Here is a 14,693-nt window from a genome sequence, read left to right on the forward strand (position 1 = left end):
CGCTTAGCCATTCTTTCCCCGTTTTCCCCATCCGTTCCCCGTTTCTCATGCAAAGGTACGCTAACAGGTGAAACATAGAAAGACACCGAATTGGCTACAGACCAAGTAAAACCTAGACCAAGCAAAACAAGTGATACTCGATGAAGCGGGGCGAAGCCTCAGAGCAAACGGCTTGTAATCAGTAGTTCCCGGGTTCGACTCCTGGTGCCGCACCATATCTCAAAGCCCCGCAATGCGGGGCTTTGTGGTTTCTGGGGTTTGGGAATTCCTCAACAGTTGATATCCCGTTTTCGTCAAAACGTCCACATCCAGAAATCAAGTACCCCACGCTCGGCGCCAACAACCCTTCTTCTTTCACTCCAACCTGCACCACGTCAGCGGAGATGAGCAAGGCGGTGATTGATGGTGTGATGAAGGAATTGCAGTCGCGCAGCCATATCAAACATTAAGCAAACGTGCGCTGAGCCCCTCTTATAAAAAATAACTTTCAGATAAACACATCTCTGTGGCAAGCCCGCTCTCGCCACAGAGGCTCCGGTTTGCTGCGCGACAGCGCTAAGTCGAAGATTTGGCGGAGGCTCCCACATAAGCGATGCGTTGCAGCCCAAATCGTGGCACTTCGCCACTTTTTTCAATTGACACCCCTGCCCCACTCCGTTAAAAACCCCGCCTTGCTTTTGCTTTCCTATCGAGACATGGATGTTGTCGACTCTCTGGCTGTTCACTAAACGTCGCTGTCTGCTGGCGGTCATCATCGTAGCGCTCGCGATTCTCGACCCTTTCGGCCTGGCCAGTTCCAGCGACAAGGCGTCGGCGCAGTGGCTCAACCGCATGCTCTCCAGCAGTTACCCCAGCGTTGGGCAGCAGCATGTGGCGGTGGTGTTGATCGATGATGACTACCTGATGCGCAACGGCACTTCGTGGCCGATGCCCTATGGTGAGCAGAGCAAGCTGTTCAAGCGTTTGCTCGCCTACAAGCCCCAGGCGGTGTTTGCGGACCTGCTTTACAGCCATGATCACTCGCTGGGCGATCCCACGCGCGGCAGTCAGTTGCTGGCCAATGTGTTTGAGCGCTATCAGCGTCAGGGCATTCCGTTGTGGCTGGCCAATACCGGCCAGACGCGTGGTGAAGAAGGCCAGGCCAACACGCTGGCCCCCTTCACGCAGGTCAGCCGCCCGGCGCTGGTGAAGTGGGAAGACGTGGACGACCAGTACCCGCTGGCGGTGCACACACAGGTGGGCCTGATGGAAACGCCCGCGCTGGCGCTGTATCGCGTGTTCTGCGCAACGCGGCACTGCGACACGCCCCCCGTGGACGCCGAAGCCGCCGCGCAGCGCCAGCCGATTGCGGTGCAATGGGGGCTGAAGTTGTCGCCGGACCAGGCGCGTATCGCTGACATCGCCGACGCCAAGCCGCCGCGACATTTTCTGCTGGACGCGGTGATGCAGTTTTTCCAGGCGGTGTTCTGGAAACTGGATGACTCGGCTCAGCAAGTCTACCCCTACACGTTAACGCTGACCGCCAGCGACCTGGAAGTCACCAGCCCCGAAGATCAGGCCCTGATCGCCGAACTGCTGCGCGGTCGCCTGGTACTGGTCGGTGCCCGTATTGAGTCTACCGGCGACCTGGTGGAGTCACCCGTACACGGCCAACTGCCCGGCGTGTATCTGCATGCCATGGCCCTGGATAACCTGATCAACAAGGGCATGGACTACAACCACGAACCCGCCAATCTTTCCCGCCTGCCTGTCAATGGGCTGGACCTGCTGGAACTAAGCCTGCTGGCGCTGATTGCCTTGCTCAAGGAGCTTCAGAGGCGCATGCAGGCGGGCCACAGCACCTTTACCTTTTGCCGACGCCAGGAAGCATGGTTTTTCTCCTCACCCTATCCGTCCTGGCTGCTGGTGATGTCATTGCTCATTGCTTTGAGCATTGTGCTGAGCTGTAACAGCATCACCCCGGTCAACGTGCTGGGCATCATTTCGCTGTCATTGGTGTTGTTCAGCGAGCGCATCGAAGCCTTCTTCGATGGCGAGCGCTCTGACCGACCGCTGCGTGATTCAACTCAAGGAACCCAAGGATGAACAGAAGCCTCATCGTATTGCTCACCGCCCTCTTTACTCAGGGCGCCTGGGCAGAAACCCACACCATCAACGCGTTCCTCGCCGACCCGGTGACGGTGCTGGATGAACAAGGTGCACCTCAGCGCGACCTGGCGAAAAAAGACGCCCCCACCCAACCGCTGACGGTGCTGCAGTACAACTCGGCACTGGAAATCGTACAGGTGGAACTGGCCGGTCAGAAGGTGTGGCTGGATACCATGGATCTGCGCATCGAGCCGCCCCTGAAGGTGGTGGGCCTGCCCTGCGAAGGCCTGACCAAGAGCCAGGCAAAAAGCAGCCGCAATCATTCCACCATCGGTTTCGGTGCCGGCTGCAATCAATAACAAAGGAGCGTCAGGGTGAAGGGATTTCTCGTGGCAGCCAGCCTGCTGGCAAGCGCGTTGCTCAGTGGTTGCGCAACCTTGAAGGGCGCCGACCAGGCGTTCCTCAACCTGGTGGGGCCGTCGACTCAATCCAGGGTCCAGGGCCACTACGTGGACAACACTGACGTGCGCCAGTACTACAAGCTCGACCCGCAGCGACAGAGCAAGCAACGCCTGAGCTACGACGGACGCGCAGTGCCGGCAGCGGAAGCGCGCCAGCAGAACCTGGTGGATATCCCGATGCTGCAGGTGTATTTGCAGGGCATCGTCACGCGCCTGTCCAAGGGCTGGCCGGGCGAGCTGCCGACCTTGCAGGTGAAGATCACCGACAGCTACAGCTTCGGGCCTGCGGCCGACCCCTACGGCAACCTGTTCGTGCCGCTGGGCATGCTGGATAACGTCGCCAGCGAAGACGAAATCGCCGCCATGCTGGGCCACGAGATGAGCCACATCTTGCTGCATCACCATGACCGCATGGCCGCATTCCAGCAGCAGAAAGACATGTTCACCACTGTAGCGTCCACTGTCGCCCTGGCCACCATGGCCGCCGACACTCGTGTGGACCGCAGCTCCGGCACCATGAGGGTGTTCAGCAAGGACCCGGCCGGCACCCAGAAGACCATCGGCAATACCGTGCTCTACACCGCGCTGGCCAATACCTTTTCCGATCACGTGTGGAGCACCGCCTGGGGCCGCAGCCAGGAGGACCAGGCTGACCTGCTCGGCACCGATCTGATGATTCGCGCAGGCTACGCCCCGCGCGCGGCCACCCACAGCCTGGAACGTCTCAACGATTTCCAGGGCAAGCAGAAGCCGTTGCTCGCGGGTTTTCTCACCGCACGCAAGAATGCCATGCAGGACTCGTTGCAGCAGTTCAATCTCAGCCAGTTCCAAAAGGAGCTGGACGTGCTGATCAAGGACGGCCTGGCCACCAGCATCACCGCCACCACGCAGTACTTCAACCGCTCGCACATGGCCGCGATGGACCGCGACACCGAGCTGCGCCAGTACCTGCAACGCGAATATCGAAAGGAACGCCGCGCACGGGTCAACCCTAAAAGCTGGGCGACGATGAAGAACACGCCGCAGGTGGCGAAGGCGCTGCAGGGCTATAAGGACGCGTACTTTGCCAATGACGCCCTGGAAAAAAACAAGGTGTCCGATGCCGACGCGTTTGTCCGCAAGGCGCTGGCGTCGCCGGTCAAGGATCAGCCGGGCATTCGACGCACCGCGTACACCGTGCGCCTGGCCCAGGGCAAAGGCAGCGAGGCGGTGAAAGAGTTGCAGGCGATCAAGGACTGGTCCCTGGCCGGCCCTTCCACCTATGACTTGATCATCAGCTACCATCTCAAGCGTGGCGACGGCCAGGCGGCGCTCGCAATGATCGACAAGGCCGAGCGCAACCTGGGCTCGGAGGAGCTGTTCATCACCGAGAAACTGTTGGCCAACCAGCAGCTCAAGGACACGCAGCAGGTGCAAACCGTGTTGCGCAAGTGCGAGCAATACCCGACGCGCAAGGAAAACTGCAAGAAGCTCGCCCCGCAAAAAGCCTGACGCTGAAACGACGCGCATAAAAAACCCCGAACCAGTCGGGGTTTTTTATCGCCTTGAATCAGGCGCGACGCCAAATCACTTTAGAACACGTTGATCGGGTAGTCGGCGAACAGGCGGATTTCGTTGCCGCCCACGTTGTACTGGTCGGCGTTGTTCGACACCCGCAGCCAGGATGCGCGCGCGCGCAGGCTGAGGTCTTTGGCCGGGCCACCCTGGACCACGTACTTGAACTGGTTCCAGATCTCGCGCTCGGTACCATCGCCACGGCCGGTGCCGTCGTCGATGTTGGTGCCGCGCACGTAGGCAACGTTATAGGTCAGGCCCGGTACGCCGAAGGTGGCGAAGTCGATACCGTAGCCCACTTGCCACGAGCGCTCGTCCTTGCCGTTGAAGTCGGACCAGTAGGAGTTGGCCAACAGGATGGTGTTGCCGCCATCGCCGATACCGCCGGCGTTGCGGTAGCCGCCATACAGGTAGCCGGTGTCGCCGGTGCTGCGCTGGTGAGCGACGGTGAAGCTGTGCGCGCCAACGGCCCAGGTCGCGCCCAGGCTCCAGATCTTGTTGTCGCGGGCGTCAGCGTCTTTCTGGTTTTCCAGGGCGAAGCTGCGGTCCAGCTTTGTTTTGTAGCCGTTGAAGTCAAAGGTGAGCGACTGCTTCTCTGGCAGGGCCAGTACGTAGTTGACGTTGACGTATTGCTTCTTCAGCACGTCCTGCATGTGGGAGGCATACAACGCAGCCGACAGGCTTTCGGTGAATTTGTAGCTGCCACCGATGTAGTCGATGTTTTTGAGGCGGCCGCTGTCGGTGCCTTCGGCGCTCTTGCGCGCTTCCTTGGTGAAATGACCGGCGTCCAGTTGCAGGCCGGCAATCTCTTTGGAAACGATGGAAGTACCGGTGTAGGTTTCCGACAGCAAACGCGAGTTGTCGTACTGCAACACCGGCACGGCCGGAAACTGGTCCCCGTACTTGAGCACAGTGTTGGACACACGAAACTTCACGGCAGCGCCGCCCTTGGCCAGGTCATGGGGGGCGGAACCAGGGTTATCGGTGGTGCCGTTGCCCTGTTTGAAGAAATCGATACCGCCGGCGCCGGCGCGACCTTTACCGCCATCCAGACGAATGGCGTACTGGCCAATCACGTCCACACCCACGCCCACGGTGCCTTGGGTGAAACCCGATTCCAGCTTGCCGATAAAGCCCTGGCCCCATTCGGCTTTGTCCTGCTTGCCGTTTTTATAATCACGGCTGATGTAGGCATTACGTGCGGCGATATTCAGGTGGCTGTCTTCGACAAAACCCTTGGATTGCTCCTGATCGTTTGCCATGGCTGCCGATGCGCTCAAAATCCCCAGAGCGACCAGACTCATCCGTTGCTTCAACATTTCTTATATTCCTTATTACTGTTTGAGTACGCGCTGTGACACCAGGCCCCGTATCGCTTTTTCTGGTGTCGACTTTTTCCAGAACAAAAAAGGCCCGCGGACGACTGAACTGCCGCGGGCCTTTTTTTATTGGATGAGTCATGGCGGTTAGCCACAGGCGTTGGGCGCAATCCTAGTCGCGCGCTGAACTTTATGTCAATTTCGTGAATGTTCTGAGCTCAGAAGAAAAAACTCTAAACGGCCAGCTACACCGCTTGGGCTGACATTTTGGGCCAACCCCATTTTTTGATTCCGGCGTTCTTCAGTTACGTGCCAGGTCACACAGCGCCGTCATCTCATCCTCGCTGAACAGCCCTGCCGGGTAGCGCTCATTCAAGACGCTGCGCAGGTCGGGCTGACGTGAGTCGTTTGCCTTCAACCACTGCGCCAGCGCATGAATTGCATCGCCATTCACCCGCGCCGGGTGATGCGTATACGTCTTGGACGAATTGCTGTGAGCATTCATTTTCGCGCTCTCCCTACTGCGTGAGCGGCTAACTTACTCAAGGTTTATGACAGAACGTCACCGTCATTCACCGGGGGCCACTGTTACGACAGCGATACAAGAGCTATGCCAATGTCTGCGGATTGCAGGCACGCAGACACAAAAAAGCCCGCGACCTTGCCAGGGCGCGGGCTTGCATGAGCACGTTGAAGTGATGGCCTTAATGCGTGCACTCCATCACTGTTACAACGGCACTCAGTTTTTGTGCGGCGCTGGTTGCTGTTGAGTCAGGCAGTGAATATTGCCGCCGCCGAGTAACAGTTCACGTCCCGGCACCATCACCACTTCGTGCTGCGGGAAGAGGCCCTGGAGGATGTCCCTGGCCTGGCTGTCCAGCGGGTCGTCGAAGCTGGGTGCAATGATGCCGCCGTTGACGATCAGGAAGTTTACGTAGGAGCCGGCCAACCGCACGGTCGGGTTGCGTTCCTGACTGCCATCCACCGGATCCACGCCGGCGCACTCGTCCTCAGTGGCATACAGCGGCCCCGGAATCGGCATTTTGTGCACGATAAACGCGCGACCCCTGGCGTCGGTGCTGCTTTGCAGTACATCCATGGCGGCATGGCAGCGTGTGTAGTTCGGGTCTTGCGGATCGTCGGTCCAGGCCAGCAACACCTCACCTGGACGCACGTAGCAACAGAAGTTATCCACATGGCCATCGGTTTCGTCATTGAACAGGCCGTCCGGCAGCCAGATGATCTTGTCCACAGCCAAGTTGTCGCTGAGGACAGCCTCGATGGCCGCGCGGTCCATGTGCGGATTGCGATTGCGGTTCAGCAGGCATTCTTCGGTGGTAATCACCGTGCCTTCGCCGTCGACATGAATGGAGCCGCCTTCCAGCACAAAACCTTCGGTGCGATAACGGGGCGTGCGTTCGATCTCGAGGATCTTGCCACCCACCTGCGTATCGCGGTTCCACGGCGCATAAAGACCGCCATCAAAACCGCCCCATGCATTGAAATCCCAGTTCACACCGCGCACTTCGCCACTGTCATTAATGACAAATGTAGGGCCGGTGTCGCGAACCCAGGCGTCGTCGCTGGACATTTCCACCACACGAATATTCGGCACATCCAGGCGGGCGCGGGCGTTTTCGTACTGGCCGGCGGACACGGCCACCGTCACCGGTTCAAATCGCGCGATGGCCTTGGCCACGGCAACGTGAGCCGCTTGCGCCGGCTTGCCGCCCAGGCGCCAGTTGTCCGGGCGCTCGGGCCAGATCATCCAGGTCTGGGTTTGTGGCGCCCATTCGGCAGGCATATGGAAGCCATCGGCGCGGGGTTTGCTGAGCAGGGTGGTCATGGCGATCATGGCTCCGAATGGGGTGAAGGTCGACTTTATAACGGATAAAAATCGGCTTTGACAGGGATAAAAAAGGGTAGGCGACAAAGAGAACATCAAATAACCGATAACAATCGGGTTAATTGCAACTACTTACGCAGCGCCTTCGACTGCGTGTCGGTGGATCAATATGGCACGTAGCATTCTGACGACCTCGGCTTTTCAGGCGTGTATATCGCGATTGTGCAGGAGAGTCACGTAACCCCAGTGCACACATCGCGCTTGCGCCGCCTGACGCCACCACTCAAGCTATGCTTCATTTGCTTGATGTCCGTCTAAGGAAAAGGCCCCCGACATGCGCATTCTCGTTACCGGCGGCGCCGGTTTTATTGGCTCCGCCCTGATTCGCCACCTGATTCAAAACACCGAGCACGAAGTGCTCAACCTGGACAAACTCACCTACGCCGGCAATCTGGAATCGCTGACCAGCATCGCCTCCAACAGCCGCTATGAGTTCGTGCAGGCCGATATCATCGATCAGAACGCCGTCAGCGCGTTACTGACGCGTTTCGAGCCGCAGGCCATCATGCACCTGGCGGCCGAATCCCATGTCGACCGCTCCATCGACGGCCCGTCGGATTTCATCCAGACCAACATCGTCGGCACCTACAGCCTGCTGGAGGCCACCCGAGCCTACTGGCAGAAGCTGGCGGAGCCTGCCAAAAGTGCATTCCGTTTTCATCACATTTCCACCGATGAAGTGTATGGCGACCTGCATGGGGTGGACGACCTGTTCACCGAAACCACGCCCTACGCGCCAAGCTCGCCCTATTCGGCCAGCAAGGCCGCGTCAGACCACCTGGTCCGCGCCTGGCAGCGCACCTACGGCCTTCCGGTGCTGCTGACCAATTGCTCGAACAACTACGGGCCGTTCCACTTCCCCGAGAAGCTGATCCCGCTGGTGATTCTCAACGCTCTCGCGGGCAAACCGCTGCCGGTGTATGGCGACGGCTTGCAGGTGCGCGACTGGCTGTTCGTCGAAGACCATGCCCGCGCGCTGCTCAAAGTGGTGACCGAAGGTGTGGTGGGCGAGACCTACAACATCGGCGGGCACAACGAGCAAAAGAACATCGACGTGGTGCGCGGCATCTGCGGCCTGCTCGAAGAACTGGCGCCACAGCGCCCGGCCGGTGTAGCGCAATTCACCGACCTGATCACCTTCGTCAAGGATCGCCCCGGCCACGACCAGCGCTATGCCATTGACGCCGGCAAGATCGAACGTGAACTGGGCTGGACCCCGGAAGAAACCTTTGAAACAGGGCTGCGTAAAACCGTGCAGTGGTACCTCGATAATCTGGAATGGTGCCGCAGGGTCCAGGACGGCAGTTATCAGGGTGAACGATTGGGCAACACCGACGTGAAGGATTTGATCGCATGATGAAGGGAATCGTATTGGCCGGCGGCTCCGGCACTCGTTTGCACCCCATCACCCTGGGTGTGTCCAAGCAACTGCTGCCGGTGTATGACAAACCGATGATCTACTACCCGATCTCGGTGCTGATGCTGGCCGGCATCAAGGACATCCTGATCATCTCCACACCGGTTGATTTGCCGCAGTATCGCAATCTGCTGGGCGATGGCAGCCAGTTTGGCGTGCGCTTCACCTACGCTGAGCAGCCCAAGCCGGACGGCTTGGCCCAGGCGTTCATCATCGGTGAGCAATTTATCGGCACTGACCCGGTGTGCCTGATCCTGGGCGATAACATCTTCCACGGCCAGCATTTCGGTGAGCAGCTGCGCACGGCTGCCGAGCGTCCTTCTGGCGCTACAGTATTCGGCTATTGGGTCAAGGACCCGGAGCGTTTCGGCGTGATCGACTTCGACAAGGAAGGCCGTGCCCTGTCCATCGAAGAGAAACCGGCCAAACCCAAGTCGTCTTATGCGGTGACTGGCCTGTATTTCTATGACAACGACGTGATCGAGATCGCCAAGGCTGTCGAGCTTTCTCCACGGGGCGAGCTGGAAATCACCGACGTCAACAATGCTTACCTCAAGCGTGGCGACTTGCACGTGGAGCGCTTCGGCCGCGGGTTTGCCTGGCTGGACACCGGCACCCACGACAGCCTGCTTGAAGCTTCGACGTACGTGCAGACCATCGAGCATCGCCAGGGTCTCAAAGTGGCGTGCCTTGAGGAAATCGCCTATGAAAACGGCTGGATCAGTCGTGATTATTTGCTTGAGCGTGCCAAATATTTTGGCAAAACCGGCTACGGCCAGTATCTGTATACACTCGCAGGGGCCAATAAATGAATGTGATTGCCACTGAGCTGCCGGGTGTATTGATCATCGAGCCCAAGGTTTTCGGCGATGAACGCGGTTTTTTCTACGAGAGTTTCAATGCTCGCGATTTCGCCCGTGCCGCAGGGCTAGAACAGCAATTTGTACAGGACAACCACTCACGCTCGCAAAAAGGCGTGTTGCGTGGCCTTCACTATCAGATAGAACACGCCCAAGGGAAATTGGTGCGTGTAACCGCAGGTGAAGTGCTGGATGTTGCCGTGGACATTCGTCGCAGCTCGCCCAATTTTGGCAAGTGGACCAGTGTGCGGCTGTCTGCCGAAAATCGTCGCCAATTGTGGATCCCGCCGGGGTTTGCCCATGGATTCGTAGTTCTCAGCGACCATGCCGAGTTCCTCTACAAGACTACGGACTACTACACGCCTGCAGCTGAACGCTGCATTCGCTGGGACGACGCAGAGCTGGGCATTGACTGGCAATTGAGCGGTGCGCCGACCTTGTCTGCCAAAGACCAGAACGGCAAAAGCCTGAAAGATGCGGACGTGTTCCCATGAGCAGCGCTCTCAGAATCCTGATCACCGGCCGACACGGCCAAGTTTCTCAGGCCCTGCAGCAACAGCTCCAGGGCCTCGGCGAACTGATCGTGCTGGGCAGCGACCAACTGGACTTGGCCAACATTGAGCAGATCCGCCAGCAAGTGCGCACCCACCGCCCCGACCTGATCATCAACGCAGCCGCACACACGGCGGTCGACCAGGCTGAAAGCGAGCCGGACGCAGCCTTCGCCATCAACGCCATAGCGCCGGGCGTGCTTGCCGAGGAAGCCAAGGCGCTGGGCATCCCGCTGATTCACTACTCAACCGACTACGTGTTTGACGGCAGCAAGCCTGCGCCCTACACCGAGGCCGACGCGACCAACCCGCTGGGCGTCTACGGCCAGAGCAAATTGGCAGGTGAGCAGGCAATCGCGGCCGTTGGCGGCGAATATCTGGTGCTGCGTACCAGTTGGGTTTATTCCAGCACCGGTAAAAACTTCCTGCTGACCATGCAGCGGCTGCTGCAAGAGAAGCCGCACATGCGCATCGTCGCCGACCAGATCGGCGCGCCGACCTGGGCCGGGACCATCGCCAACAGCACGCGCGGGTTGATCGAGCGTTGGCAGGCCGGCCAGGTGGGCGATTGGGGCGTGTATCACCTGACGGCAGGGGGCGAAACATCGTGGTTCGGCTTTGCCCAGGCCATTGCCGAGCATTTGCAGACCGCCGGCAAAACCTGCGCCGAGCTGGAAGCAATCCCCTCCAGCGCCTACCCGACACCCGCCAGGCGCCCGCTGAACTCGCGCCTCGATTGCAGCCGCCTGCAGCAGCAGTGGCAGGTCAGCCAACCGCAGTGGCAGGATGCATTGCGCGAGTGTCTTGCCGGCCAGCACTAGGCATAATGCGCCTGTACCCACAGGCGCACAGTTCACATGACTCCACCCCTTCCGCGAAGACCCCGCTGGCGCAGCCTGGCGCTGCTGGCGTTGTGCCTGGCGCCGCTGTTGTGGCCGCTGGAGCACTTGGCCGAGCGTTATTACCGCAACGAACTGGCCGGGCAGAACCGTCAGACCCTCGACCTCTATGTCGCTAACCTGCTCGGTACGCTGCATCGCTACGAGGTGCTGCCGCAGATCCTCGGCGACTTGCCGGCCTTGCGTACCGCGCTGGATGCGCCAGAGGTCAGCACCAACCTGGCCGGCGCCAACCTGCTGCTCAAAGACGTCGCCGCCCAGGCCGGGGCGGAAGTGATGTACCTGATGGACACGTCCGGCAAGACCCTCGCCGCGTCCAACTGGGACAAACAGGACAGCTTCGTCGGGCGCAACTTCTCGTTCCGCCCGTATTTCAGTGAAGCCATGGCCGGGCGCCTGGGACGCTTCTTCGGACTGGGCACCACCTCGGCCAAGCGCGGCTATTTTTTCGCCGCCGCCGTGCGCGATGGCGACAGGGTCATCGGCGTGCTGGTGGTCAAGGTCGACCTGGACCACACCGAAAGCCTGTGGGGCAACACCCCGGAACAACTGCTGGTGACCGACCACAACGGCGTGGTGATTCTCACGTCGCGTCCGCAATGGCGCTTTCGCGCCACGCGGCCCTTGAGCGCCGAAGAGCGCCAGGCCATCAGCGCCATCCAACCCTACCCCACGCGCGACCCGCAGCCGCTGAGCCTCAGCAATACGGCCTGGCTGCGCCAGTCCACCGCCATCGCCGAGACCGGCTGGAACGTGGAGATCCTCGCGCCGCAATCCTTGATCGACCGCCCGGTACGCACCGTGGTGGCGGTGGGCGGTGCCGCGCTGCTGGTGCTGATGCTCCTGCTTGGGCTGCTGATGCAGCGCCGTCGCCATTACCTGGAGCGCATTGCCTTCGAAGCCAAGGCGCGCCGCGAACTGGAAATGCGCGTGGTGGAGCGCACCAGTGACCTTGAAGGCCTGAACAGGCGCCTCAAACAGGAAGTGCTGGAACGCGAACACGCCCAGCAGGAACTGGTGCGCGCCCAGGATGACCTGGTGCAGGCCGGCAAACTCTCGGCGCTGGGCACTATGTCGGCAAGCATCAGCCATGAACTCAACCAGCCCCTGGCGGCTATTCGCAGCTATGCGGAAAACGCCGAAATCCTGCTTGATCACGAACGCACCAGCGATGCCCGTGGCAACCTCAAGCTAATCAGCGAACTGACCGGGCGCATGGCCTCGATCATCGCCCATTTGCGCGCATTCGCCCGCCGCGACCGTCATGCGCCGGAGAGTGTGGCCCTGCAGCCGGCGCTCGACGATGCACTGGCGTTGCTGGCCAAGCGGCGTCGGTCCATGGAGGTGGAACTGATCCGCGACCTGCCGGAAGCAACCTTGTGGGTGCAGGCCGGCGAAACCCGCTTGCGCCAGGTACTGGGCAACCTGCTGGCCAACGCCCTGGACGCTCTCACCGAAAAGGGCCCGCCGCGCAGACTGTGGCTGAGTGCCGAAACCACTGCGCAGGGCGTCAACCTATACATCCGCGACAACGGCCCGGGCTTTTGCATGGAAGCCCTGGGCCGAGCCAGTGAGCCGTTCTACACCACCAAGACGCGCACCCAGGGGCTCGGCCTGGGCCTGGCGATCTGCGAAACCCTGATGCGTGCTTTTGGCGGCGAACTGTTGTTCGCCAATCACAAGGAAGGCGGCGCGCTGTTAACCTTGAAACTGCGCGCCGGCTCGCCGGGCGTAAGTCTGCAACCGTCCGAGGACCGCAGTGTATGAGTATCGATAACCAGATCCAGGTGGTGTTGATCGACGACGATCCACACCTGCGTCAGGCTCTGTGCCAGACCCTGGACCTGGCCGGGCTGAATGTCCTGCCCCTGGGCGAAGCCAATGGCCTCACCGCACGCCTGTCCCGCGATTGGCCAGGCGTGGTGGTCAGCGACATTCGCATGCCCGGCATGGACGGTCTGGAGCTGCTCGCCGAACTGCACGGCCAGGACCCGGACCTGCCGGTGCTGCTGATCACCGGCCACGGCGATGTGCCGCTGGCGGTGCAAGCCATGCGCGCGGGTGCCTATGACTTTCTCGAAAAACCCTTTGCCAGCGACGCCCTGCTCGACAGCGTGCGCCGCGCGCTGGCCCTGCGCCGGCTGGTGCTGGACAACCGCAGCCTGCGCCTGGCCCTCAGTGACCGTCAGCAGTTGAGCACGCGTCTGGTCGGCCACTCGCCACAGATGCTGCGCCTGCGCGAGCAGATCGGCGCCCTGGCCGCGACCCGTGCCGACGTGCTGATCCTTGGCGAAACCGGCGCCGGCAAGGAAGTCGTCGCCCGCGCGCTGCACGACCTGTCGGGCCGGCGCAGCGGGCCGTTCGTGGCGATCAACGCCGGGGCCCTGGCCGAATCGGTGGTTGAAAGCGAACTGTTCGGCCATGAACCGGGCGCGTTCACCGGCGCGCAGAAACGCCGGATCGGCAAGTTCGAATTCGCCAACGGCGGCACGCTGTTTCTGGATGAGATCGAGAGCATGAGCCTGGATGTGCAGGTCAAGCTGCTGCGACTGTTGCAGGAGCGCGTGGTCGAGCGCCTGGGCGGCAACCAGTTGATCCCGTTGGACATCCGCATCATCGCCGCCACCAAGGAAGACCTGCGCCAAGCCGCCGACCAGGGGCGCTTTCGCGCTGACTTGTATTACCGCCTCAATGTTGCGCCGCTGCGCATTCCGCCGCTGCGCGAGCGCGGTGAGGATGCGTTGATGCTGTTCCAGCACTTCGCCGATGAGGCCAGCAGCCGCCACGGCCTGCCGCTGCACGAACTACAACCGGGCCAACGCGCGTTGCTGTTGCGCCATAGCTGGCCGGGCAACGTGCGCGAATTGCAGAACGCTGCCGAGCGCTTCGCCCTGGGCCTGGAACTGGCACTGGACAACACGCCGGATAACCCTGCCATTAGCGTGCTGACGTCCACACCGGGCGGATTGAGCGAACAGGTCGAGCAGTTCGAAAAAAGCCTGATCGCCGCCGAACTCACCCGCCCCCACAGCTCCCTGCGCAGCCTTGCCGAAGCGTTGGGCTTACCGCGCAAGACCTTGCACGACAAACTGCGCAAGCACGGCCTGAACTTCGCCGACAGCGCCAGCCACAGCACCGACGACGAATGACCCGCCCCAACCGCCAGGAGGCTGACATGCCAAGCGATAGCAGTTATTTGGAATCCGTCCTGCACCACGACATCCCGCTCACTCGGGAAATGGGCCTCAAGGTCGTCGACTGGCAACAGGACCAACTACGGTTGCACATGCCGTTGCAGGCCAATATCAACCACAAAAGCACCATGTTTGGCGGCAGCCTGTACTGCGGCGCCGTGCTGGCGGGCTGGGGCTGGCTGCACCTGCAATTGCGCCGTAATGGCATTGAAGACGGGCATATCGTGATTCAGGAGGGGCAGATCAGTTATCCACTGCCGGTGACCCGGGACGCGACCGTAGTGTGCGGGCCGCCGGAGGAAAAGGTGTGGCAGCGCTTCCTGGCGACCTACAAACGCCACGGGCGGGCGCGGCTGACATTGGATACGTGGGTGTTGAACGAAGGCAGTGAAGAGCGGGCCGTGGCGTTTACCGGCCAGTACGTGCTGCACCGCTAGCGGCCCC

At 60.8% G+C, this 14,693-nt stretch carries 13 protein-coding genes; 10 read left to right on the plus strand and 3 right to left on the minus strand.

Translation table 11 applies throughout. The features are described from left to right. Window positions 1-699: 699 nt before the first annotated feature. From TU75_RS19225 to TU75_RS19235, 3 genes are read left to right on the plus strand one after another with little or no spacing between them, the layout of a single operon-like run. Complete coding sequence (locus TU75_RS19225) at window positions 700-2,085, plus strand: CHASE2 domain-containing protein (RefSeq protein WP_015373522.1); 1,386 nt, start codon at window positions 700-702, stop codon at window positions 2,083-2,085. Beyond that, window positions 2,082-2,447, plus strand: coding sequence for a hypothetical protein (locus TU75_RS19230; RefSeq protein WP_003235967.1), 366 nt, complete (start codon window positions 2,082-2,084; stop codon window positions 2,445-2,447). The genes TU75_RS19225 and TU75_RS19230 overlap by 4 nt, the downstream gene beginning before the upstream one ends. Before the next feature lie 15 nt (window positions 2,448-2,462). After that, window positions 2,463-4,040, plus strand: coding sequence for a M48 family metallopeptidase (locus TU75_RS19235; RefSeq protein ID WP_060549782.1), 1,578 nt, complete (start codon window positions 2,463-2,465; stop codon window positions 4,038-4,040). 80 nt (window positions 4,041-4,120) lie between these two features. On the opposite strand, the gene TU75_RS19240 is transcribed toward TU75_RS19235, so the two are convergent. The 3 genes from TU75_RS19240 to aguA form a co-directional block, all read right to left on the minus strand. Then, window positions 4,121-5,422 carry an OprD family porin gene (locus TU75_RS19240; RefSeq protein ID WP_015373521.1) on the minus strand — a complete coding sequence of 434 codons (1,302 nt, stop codon included), beginning with the start codon at window positions 5,420-5,422 and terminating at the stop codon, window positions 4,121-4,123. A gap of 301 nt (window positions 5,423-5,723) precedes the next feature. Further along, window positions 5,724-5,927, minus strand: coding sequence for a hypothetical protein (locus TU75_RS19245; protein WP_003235972.1), 204 nt, complete (start codon window positions 5,925-5,927; stop codon window positions 5,724-5,726). A 234-nt stretch (window positions 5,928-6,161) separates the two neighbouring features. After that, window positions 6,162-7,268 carry an agmatine deiminase gene (gene aguA / locus TU75_RS19250; RefSeq protein WP_060549828.1) on the minus strand — a complete coding sequence of 369 codons (1,107 nt, stop codon included), beginning with the start codon at window positions 7,266-7,268 and terminating at the stop codon, window positions 6,162-6,164. A 334-nt stretch (window positions 7,269-7,602) separates the two neighbouring features. Here aguA and rfbB point away from each other — a divergent pair, with 334 nt between their 5' ends. Genes rfbB through TU75_RS19285 form a run of 7 tightly spaced genes read left to right on the plus strand, consistent with a single transcriptional unit; the run spans window position 7,603 to window position 14,686 of the window. Beyond that, window positions 7,603-8,685: a dTDP-glucose 4,6-dehydratase gene (gene rfbB / locus TU75_RS19255; protein ID WP_057008599.1), complete on the plus strand. Its 1,083-nt coding sequence runs from the start codon at window positions 7,603-7,605 to the stop codon at window positions 8,683-8,685. Next, window positions 8,682-9,557: a glucose-1-phosphate thymidylyltransferase RfbA gene (rfbA, locus tag TU75_RS19260; RefSeq protein WP_060549783.1), complete on the plus strand. Its 876-nt coding sequence runs from the start codon at window positions 8,682-8,684 to the stop codon at window positions 9,555-9,557. The genes rfbB and rfbA overlap by 4 nt, the downstream gene beginning before the upstream one ends. After that, complete coding sequence (rfbC, locus tag TU75_RS19265; protein WP_060549784.1) at window positions 9,554-10,099, plus strand: dTDP-4-dehydrorhamnose 3,5-epimerase; 546 nt, start codon at window positions 9,554-9,556, stop codon at window positions 10,097-10,099. Before rfbA ends, rfbC begins: the two co-directional genes overlap by 4 nt. Next, entirely contained in the window at window positions 10,096-10,977 is an 882-nt protein-coding gene (rfbD, locus tag TU75_RS19270; RefSeq protein WP_060549785.1) for a dTDP-4-dehydrorhamnose reductase, read from the plus strand. The genes rfbC and rfbD overlap by 4 nt, the downstream gene beginning before the upstream one ends. A gap of 36 nt (window positions 10,978-11,013) precedes the next feature. Then, window positions 11,014-12,822, plus strand: a complete 1,809-nt coding sequence (locus tag TU75_RS19275; RefSeq protein WP_015373515.1) for a sensor histidine kinase — start codon at window positions 11,014-11,016, stop codon at window positions 12,820-12,822. Then, a complete protein-coding gene (locus TU75_RS19280; protein ID WP_060549786.1) occupies window positions 12,819-14,204 on the plus strand; it encodes a sigma-54-dependent transcriptional regulator in 1,386 nt (461 codons plus the stop codon). The genes TU75_RS19275 and TU75_RS19280 overlap by 4 nt, the downstream gene beginning before the upstream one ends. A 26-nt stretch (window positions 14,205-14,230) precedes the next feature. Next, entirely contained in the window at window positions 14,231-14,686 is a 456-nt protein-coding gene (locus TU75_RS19285; protein WP_003235989.1) for a thioesterase domain-containing protein, read from the plus strand. The last annotated feature ends 7 nt before the right edge of the window (window positions 14,687-14,693 follow it).

The sequence above is a fragment of the Pseudomonas poae genome, from assembly GCF_001439785.1.
GTDB classification, from domain to species: Bacteria; Pseudomonadota; Gammaproteobacteria; order Pseudomonadales; family Pseudomonadaceae; genus Aquipseudomonas; species Aquipseudomonas poae.